This window comes from Streptomyces corchorusii, from assembly GCF_001514055.1.
GTDB lineage: Bacteria > Actinomycetota > Actinomycetes > Streptomycetales > Streptomycetaceae > Streptomyces > Streptomyces olivaceoviridis.
Genome location: NZ_KQ948394.1, coordinates 1 through 8,049 on the forward strand (window position 1 = coordinate 1; position 8,049 = coordinate 8,049).

An 8,049-nucleotide genomic window follows, 5' to 3' on the forward strand; every position below is an offset into this window, starting at 1 on the left:
ACACCCGCGATGTCCTAGATGTCAACTGTCTGGCCGATGTGTTGGGTAGTTGAGCAGGGTCACTTTTCGCGCTGGGTGGCATGGATTCTGGTGTCGGACGGAGGGTCGGTCGGCGCGAGTTCGAACATGCTATCGGAGCAGCGGGGAAATGTTTATGGCGCGCCTTGGCCCTGTTGCGCGCAGTAATGGCGTGAAACGGGTCCTTGGGGAGTAACTTGCATTGAAGCATGCCCATTTGGGGCGTGGACTATCGTGGCGGCAGCGGCAGCGGCAGCGGCAGCGGCAGCGGCCCCGGTCCCGGGGTCGGCGTCCGGGTGGTCCCTGCGACGGGCGCGCTCGCCGGCGCCGGCCGTCGGCCCGCTCGCCTGGGGCGCCATCCTTCGTGTGGTCGCGGCGGGCAGTTCTTCACGGACGCGCGCCGGTCGAGGTATTCACGGACGTGCCGGACCACCGTCGGCATCTCCCCGCGCGGGTGCGCGAGGGCGGGCAGGCGGTCACCCGTCAGGTGCCGACCGCCCGCCCGTCGCTTCAACGCCGCTGCTGCTTCCCGTCGTCGAGCGGTGCGGCCGACTGGTGGTCCGCGTCGGGGACTGCGGAGGTGGCTTGGGAGGTGGCGGTCTTGGCTTGGGGGGTGACGGTCTCCCCTGGGATCACGCGCGGTTGCGCCGTCGGCTGTCCGTCGTTCATCGCCTTGGCCTCGGCCTTGAGGATGCGTGCCGACTTGCCCGCGGAACGGGCCAGTTCGGGCAGCTTCTTGGCGGCCAGGACGGCAATGACGACGATCAGGATGACCGCGAGTTCGCTCAGTCCGAACACGGAGGGGCCGCCCGTCAGACGTTGACGCCGAAATCGGCGGCGATGCCGGCGAGCCCGGAGGCGTATCCCTGCCCGACGGCACGGAACTTCCACTCGGCACCGTGCCGGTACAGCTCGCCGAAGACCATCGCCGTCTCGGTGGAGGCGTCCTCGGAGAGGTCATACCGGGCGATCTCCGCGCCACCGGCCTGGTTGACGATGCGGATGAAGGCGTTGCGGACCTGGCCGAAGCTCTGGCCGCGGCTCTCGGCGTCGTGGATGGACACGGGGAAGACGATCTTGTCGACCTCGGCGGGTACGGCGGCGAGGTTCACCTTGACGGTCTCGTCGTCGCCCTCGCCCTCACCCGTGAGGTTGTCGCCGGTGTGCTCGACCGACCCGTCCGGGCTGGTGAGGTTGTTGTAGAAGACGAAGTGCCGGTCCGAGAGCACCTTGCCGGATGCGTCGAGCAGCAGCGCCGAGGCGTCCAGGTCGTAGTCGGCACCGGTGGTGGTCCGCACGTCCCAGCCCAGTCCGACCAGGACGGCGGTCAGGCCCGGCGCCTCCTTGCTGAGCGAGACATTGCCACCCTTGGACAGGGAAACTCCCACTGCTCTCCTCCTCGGTGAGACGATGACGTTCCAGAATGAATCTACAGGACTGTAGAAGGAGTGGGGGCGGTCGGGAGTCCCCGCGACGTACGGCTCCCGACGTCCACGGCAGCGGAGGCCGGACAGGTGTGAGGTCCGGGTCGGCTACCGCCCGGGGAGCAGCCTCTGAACGGCGAACACCCTGATCGTCACAGGCCGCGACGTCGCCGACGGCCGGGTCCGGCTCCGCCACACGCAGCTTGAGAAGAACCCTGGACCGCGGTCGGCGGGACGGGCGGCACGAACGCGGACATGTTCGCCGGACGGGTGTGGTCGGAAGGAGCGTGATGGTGAAGGGAAGTGTCCCCGGGCCTCGTCCACCGCATGCGAGGACGATCGTTCGGCTGAAGCCCCGCATTGTCTCGATCCAGTGAGGCCGGACTGCACTCCCTCGCCCTGTCCGCGTACCTCGCGCTCGGCGACTACACAACGGCCGAGGACCACGCACACCGCTGCCTGGCCGCCCTGCGCCCCCACATGGTTCGTTCCCGAGCAGGCACCACAACCCGCCTCGCACGCCCAGCTCACCAGGGCGAGGCCGACACGGCCACAGCCACCGCGATGCGAGTCCCTGCCGATGCCGCTACCCAACACCCGCGGGTCTCCCGCATGGTGAGCGAGTTCGGGGCCGCGCTGCGCGCCACCGCTCCTCGCAGCCCCGTGACGCAGACCAGGAACGAGCACGTAGCCGCATGGAGGGCATCAGCGTGACCACAGCACCGGCCGTCGAACTGCGCTCGTCTGCCGACCTGAACGAGGTCCGAGCGGACCTGATCGACGTGTACGCGGAGGTGCGCGCCCCACGAGGTCGTCGCTTCGGTGCGATTGACGGGGTTGACGTGGCCAACGTGCCATGCGGGGTGACGGCTGAGACAGCATGCAACGTGTGCCTGTCTCATTCCGGGAAGCTGGCCGAACGTGCTCCTGCTGGTCACACTGCGCGCCTGGGCGCACGCCCCTGACCAGCGGTATGTCCGGGTCATTGCCGAACGTCGTCCGTATCCGAGTGATCTGTCGGATGCCCGCTGGGAGTTGATCGAGCCGGTGCTGAGCGCCTGGCGGGCCGAGCGTCGCCGGCATGCGCTGAAGATCGGGAGCCCGCCCGAGCACGATCTGCGCGAGATCATGAACGCGATCTTGTATGTGGACCGCACCGGCGTGCAGTGGCGCTGCCTGCCGCACGACTTCCCGCCCTGGGAGACCTGCTACGGCTACTTCGCCAAATGGCAGAAGGACGGCGTGTTCGCCCAGCTCACCGGCGTACTGCGCAGGCTGTTACGGCAGAAGGAGGGCAAGGACGCGGAGGCGTCCGCGTGCGTGATCGACGCCCAGAGCGTGAAGACCTCCACCAGCGTCCCGGCCGCCGGGCAGGGCACCGACGCGGCGAAGAAATCGTCGGCCGCAAGCGGAGCATCATCACCGACACCCTCGGACTGCTCCTGGCTGTGCTGGTCACCGCCGCGAGCGTGCAGGACTCCGTCGCTGGCACTGATCTGATCGACCAGGTGGCCGCCGCCCACCCTGCCATCCGCAAAGTCTGGGTGGACGGCGGCTACCGCCGGCACCTCATCGAGCACGCAGCCACCCTCGGCATCGACATGGAAATCGTCCAACGCACACCCGGGACCAGGGGATTCACTCCGCTGCCGAAGCGCTGGACCGTGGAGCGGACCTACGGATGGCTGATGTTCCACCGCCGCCTCACGCGCGACCACGAGACCCTGCCCGCCCGCTCCGAAGCCGTGATCCACGTCGCCATGACCGACCTGATGGCCCGCCGCCTCACCGGCGAATCCACCATCTCCTGGCGCGGTCCGACACCACAGGACCAAACAAGAATTCCGGGATGAAACATCGGGAGAAAACGATCTCTAAGGGGCCGAGCGCCGTGCGGTGTCATGCTTCCACCGGCGCGGGCGGCGGCACGATCGAGCCTGATGACCACGTCGTACGCGAGCCCTGGGACGCTCGCCCAGCGGGCCACGAGGGGCGCGCTGAACCACACCCAGACCGGCCGCACCTCCCCGGCGGACATCGCGCACTCGGCGCGCACGACGCCGCTGGATGCCGCGAGCCGGGCCGTCTCCGCTCTGGGATGGGCCCGGCCGGGGTTGCTCTCAGGTCGTCTTGAGCTCTCCTTCGAGGAGCCAGAGGATGATGTCGCTCTGGTCGAGTTCGGGCGGTAGTGGACGGTTCCATCGATGGGTCTCCGCAGCCACGTGCGTGAGACCCGTGAGCTCCCATCGGTGATCCGCCAGCCAAGTGGCGGGAGAGGACGTGGGACCGGTGTCGAACTGTTCCATGGCCAGCGCCCAGGAGGCCTGTTCCTGTTCGTCCTTCGAACCACTTCGCATGTCCTCGACCCGCGGTTGCCGACTGTAATACTCCGTGACCAGTCGACTGCCCGGTGCCGACAGCGAGCCAACCGTGCTCAACAGCTGGGAGCAGTCGCTGTCGGAGAGGTACATCAATAAGCCCTCCACTATCCACACGGTCGCTTTCTTCGGGTCGAAGCCCGCAGCGAGCAGCGGCCCGGTCCACTCCTCGCGCAGGTCGACGGCGATCGGGACGCGGCGGCAGGACGCCTGCGCCTGCTCCCGGTCGAGCACGCGTTGCTTGTAGTCCAGAACAGCGTCCTGGTCCAGTTCGAAAACCGTGGTGTCGTCAGGCAGATCAAGCCTGTAGGCCCGGCTGTCCAGTCCCGCCGCGAGAAGAACGACCTGCCTGCAGCCGGACGCGACAGCATGCGTGAGGCGCTGGTCGTAGAACGGTGTCCGCATCGCGATGTAGGTGCAGTAGAAGTGCCACATCCCGGTTGTGTGGTCGCCGTTCGCCGGCCCGAGCCGGGGCCTTTCAGCGTCGGGCATGCTCGTCTCAGTCGCTTCGGAAGCGAACACGGCCCCCAGTGGATCGTTGAAAATGCGGTCCGGTCGTTCGGATTCGACCGACCTGCAATATGCGGTGAGCAGTGCGGTCCATCCGATTCCACTGGGCGGTTCGATGTCGGACAAGATTTCGTCCTCTCTGTGCGGTATTCGGCCAAAGCGATGTAGGGGAGGCTGCGCGCCTTGAAAGAAGGGTGGAGAATCTGTGGACGGTACTCGGGCTGTCCCGCGGGTCGGTCCGTCCTGAAGCCGCCCATACGCGTGGGTCCCTGCACGCGCCACACCGGCTACGTTGGGAGCTGGAGAAGTTGCTGAAGGCTCAGCTGCATGGAAATGGCATGGTCAAAGAGGTAGAAGTGGTCTCCTGGGTACTCCGTGACGCCGACGAAGTTCGAGGTGCGATCGGCCCACACCCCCATCGCGCTCGCGACGACGAGCGGGTCCGACCGGCCGGCGAACGCTACCACCGGACAGGAGACCTGCGCACCGTCGTCCAAGTACTGGGCCGCCGCCCCGAAATCAGCGCGCAGCGCCGGTAGCGCCGTCCTCAGAAGCTCTTCAGCCAGTACGGACCCCGTGGGCAACAGTCCCAACTCCTTGACTGCCGCGACGAGTTCGTCACCGGACATGTCCGATACCGCCCGCTGCTTCGCCAGTATGTCTTCGCCGGGCACCCAGCCGGAGACGGCTAGTACGGAGGGCGCCGTCATGCCCTCCTTCTCGAACTGAACGGCAAGCCGATACGCCAGAAGCGCGCCGAAGCTGTGCCCGAACAACGCGTAGGGGCGGCCGTCCAGTTCGGCTTCCAGCGCCTCACCTATGCGCGCCAGTAGCAGCGGGAGCCGGGTGAGGGGCGCCTCGTCCCCACGTCCCCACCGGCCCGGCAGATGGAGCACGCGCGGCTCGACGGTGGCAGGCATCGTCGCCGCCCACTCCCGGTACATCGCGCCAGTTCCACCGGCGTGCGGAAAGAGGAACAACTGGACGTCCGCGTCGTCGTCGGAGGCGCGGCCTGAGGGCGGGAACCATTCACCGGGTTGCGAGGGTGTGTGTGACATGTGGCCTCGGTCTGCGTCGTCGTGAGGGGGCGTTTGTTTGCGGCGTGCAGTTCCTCGATGCGCCGCCAAGCCTTCCCGTAGGCAGTGGGCAGGAACGGCAGCCGGCCGTCGTAGCCCGGGCGACGCGGCGCAGCACGGCGTGGGTGCCGCTGTCGCCGAGCTGAAGCGGAGGTCCGTCGGTTCGCCGCGGCTCGGGCAACCGGCCCGGCATCCGGGCGCTCACGTGCTTCCCGGCGAACGCGGCGTCCGGTGCCGTGCCGCGCCTGCCGCCGAGGGGCCGAGGTCTCGTCCGCCTCGAAACTTCCGGATTGCGGGTCGGCGTACGAGGCATCAGCGGGCCTCAGCATAGAACGTTGTCCAGCCAGCGTTCGAGCAGGACCCTCTCGCCGGTCACCGCCACGGATGACCCCGCCAGGGGAATCCGGCGCTTGAGCAGCAGAAGGAGATCCGAAGCCGTTCCGCGGACAACCACGTCATCGCCGTCACCCGGTCGCCAGGCGGAGGTGGCCAGTCCTTGGGGAGTGCACACCGCCAGCCACCCTTCGTGACCGTCCACGTCCGTGGGCTGGAAGCGCAGTCGCTCGCCGTTGCCCTTCATGTTCGCCAACCGGGGGTCGAGGAACGGCGCGGCGGCAGGTTCACGGACGTAAGCGAGCCACTGGTCGATGCTGTCGACCGCGAGATCGGTGTCGATGCGGAACTCCCGGGCGGCGAGCACTTCCGCGTCCGCCCGATGCAGCGATGTCTCAAGCAACGCCCAGCGGGCCCAGGTCCTCACGCGCGGAGGGCAGAACTCCCGCCAGACGGCCGTGTCCGGTCCGGCCTCAAGGAGCGCGGAGGTCAGCCTCCGGGCCCCGTCGGTGATCCACTGCGACAGACGCCTTCGATCCACCGGATCGCCGAAGCTGTCCAGCGCGCGGAGCGTCAGCTGGTGGATCTGCTCGCTCCAGTCGCCGGAGAGGTCGCCGTCGCCGCCGCCGATCTCCAGCAGCGACACCCTCTGGGTGGCCCGGGTCTCGACAATGACCGCCGCCCACTCCTGGGCCTGGTGCACGTGCACCATGAGCTGACCGGCGGTCCATCCAGGGCAGGTCGGCACCGGTTGCTCCAGGGGCACACCGTCCAGGGCGGCCACGAAACTTTCGGTCTCCGAGAACACGCCCTCACACAGGCGTTTGAAGTCGATCGATGACACTGAATGACTCCCCACTTGCGCACCGCCGAGTCGCGACGCTGGCTTTTGATCGAGATGACGTCACGTCGGTCTCGCACCACCGGTGCGGATACCGACATGATGGCGAGACTCCCGGAATCGCGGGACCGGATGAGGGCTGCTGGTGCACAGCCGGGCCGCAGGCCGGCGGAGCGGCTGGTGAACGGCTGGGACAGGCGCGCCCTGCGGTCCGTGCGCGGCACGGGCGAACAGAACCTCGCTGGGCGTACCCCAGACGGGCAGGGCGTGGGGACACGCGTCGAAGAGATCCTCCGCGGGCCCGGCCGCCGCAGCTCGCCGTCGTGCTCGAAGCAGGGAGCCTCACCGTCCAGCCGCTCCGCTGCGCGGCTCCCGCAGCGCCCGTGCTGTGCGGGCGCACCCGTGCGGCTCGCGTCAGCCGCGAGCGCAGGGACGTCGCTGGGCGGCACTTCCCCCTCGATCACGCGGATGTCGGGCAGCCCGTCGTCCAGCCGTGAGTACGGCGGCACCCGGTACTGCCCGCACCCCGAGTTCGTCGGCACGGCCGGTCCCGCACGGAGCACGACGCCGTCGACAGGACCCGAGCAGGGGGTGAATGAGGCGGCGGTCTCAGCACGGGCCGGCGCACAGCGAGCCGTGCCGGTCAGTGGCAGTGAGCGGACCTTGACCAGTGTCTCGGCGGTGACACCGGAGCAGCAGCCCAGAAGGACGTGGGCGCCCGTCTCGCGTACGGTACGGACGACTTCCGCCGAGGATGCCGCCCACGGACGCTCGCCCCGCGGCATCCCGCAGGCGGAGTCCCCCGTACCGGCTGGGACGATCGCCATGTCGACGGCTGCGGGACCGTCGTGGCCGATCAATCCGGCCGTGATTTCTCGCACCGCACCGTCACCGCCCGCCACCACGACGAGGTCGAGGCGGCGGACCGAGATGGCCGGCCGAGGCCTGCCCAACCGCCTTTTCGGCGTCGCCTGGTTCCCGCCATCGAATTGGTGACCCCCAGGTGACCCCCAGGGCGCGCCTGGAAGTGGAGGTTGCCTGTACTGCCATGAAAGCGAGCTCCCTATCGGGACGATGGAGGGAACGGAACGCGCCCTGTTGTCCGGACCCGCGGAACCCCATCTCCGCGAGGGCCCCGGAGGACCCGAGTCACCGTGACATGGCACCTGCTCGTGTGTGGCGTGAAATGCGGCGTGACGACCGTTCCGGGCGGTCCGCGGCCAACCCTGCCAGGCAGACCTGAGATGGCACTGACGCGAAACTGACACGGCACTGACACCGATGAAGGGCGGCGCGCTTCACACTGCGGGAGGTGGGAGCAGCGCTCACGACAAGGCCGCGGATCGGTTCCGTGGCGGGCGGGGCCGGCGAATGCCGGCCGCGGCGCCTGCCTTGCTGGCGCCGCTGGCCCCGGGATCCCGGCACATGCTTCTGGCCATGACCGACCGGGCGTCGTTCCCCCTCGGCTC

The 8,049-nt window shown here is 68.6% G+C and carries 5 protein-coding genes and 3 pseudogenes; 2 read left to right on the plus strand and 6 right to left on the minus strand.

All coding sequences use genetic code 11. The features are described from left to right. Window positions 1-528: 528 nt before the first annotated feature. Entirely contained in the window at window positions 529-816 is a 288-nt protein-coding gene (locus AQJ11_RS44875) for a twin-arginine translocase TatA/TatE family subunit (protein WP_059267370.1), read from the minus strand. A gap of 14 nt (window positions 817-830) precedes the next feature. Beyond that, on the minus strand, window positions 831-1,406 hold the full coding sequence (locus AQJ11_RS44880; RefSeq protein WP_014668916.1) for a TerD family protein: 576 nt from the start codon (window positions 1,404-1,406) through the stop codon (window positions 831-833). A 411-nt stretch (window positions 1,407-1,817) separates the two neighbouring features. Between AQJ11_RS44880 and AQJ11_RS52055 the strand changes: the two are divergent. Both AQJ11_RS52055 and AQJ11_RS44885 read left to right on the plus strand, forming a co-directional pair. Next, a pseudogene (locus AQJ11_RS52055) lies at window positions 1,818-2,156 on the plus strand (hypothetical protein); the annotation flags it as partial. Window positions 2,157-2,426: 270 nt separating this feature from the next. Beyond that, window positions 2,427-3,295: pseudogene (locus AQJ11_RS44885) on the plus strand (IS5 family transposase). A 267-nt stretch (window positions 3,296-3,562) separates the two neighbouring features. On the opposite strand, the gene AQJ11_RS44890 reads toward AQJ11_RS44885, so the two are convergent. From AQJ11_RS44890 to AQJ11_RS53065, 4 genes and pseudogenes are all read right to left on the minus strand, one after another. Next, window positions 3,563-4,456 (minus strand): SAM-dependent methyltransferase, encoded by an 894-nt coding sequence (locus AQJ11_RS44890; RefSeq protein WP_159061822.1) that lies wholly within the window; start codon window positions 4,454-4,456, stop codon window positions 3,563-3,565. Window positions 4,457-4,617: 161 nt separating this feature from the next. Continuing rightward, a complete protein-coding gene (locus AQJ11_RS44895) occupies window positions 4,618-5,388 on the minus strand; it encodes a thioesterase II family protein (RefSeq protein WP_063807764.1) in 771 nt (256 codons plus the stop codon). Between the two features lie 340 nt (window positions 5,389-5,728). Continuing rightward, a complete protein-coding gene (locus tag AQJ11_RS44900) occupies window positions 5,729-6,583 on the minus strand; it encodes a maleylpyruvate isomerase N-terminal domain-containing protein (protein WP_059267373.1) in 855 nt (284 codons plus the stop codon). Between the two features lie 797 nt (window positions 6,584-7,380). After that, window positions 7,381-7,848: pseudogene (locus AQJ11_RS53065) on the minus strand (diacylglycerol kinase family protein); the annotation flags it as partial. Between the last annotated feature and the right edge of the window lie 201 nt (window positions 7,849-8,049).

Excerpts from the sequence above, each read along its gene's own strand:
- AQJ11_RS44895 (WP_063807764.1), bottom strand. The coding sequence starts at position 5,388 with ATGTCACACACACCCTCGCAACCCGGTGAATGGTTCCCGCCCTCAGGC.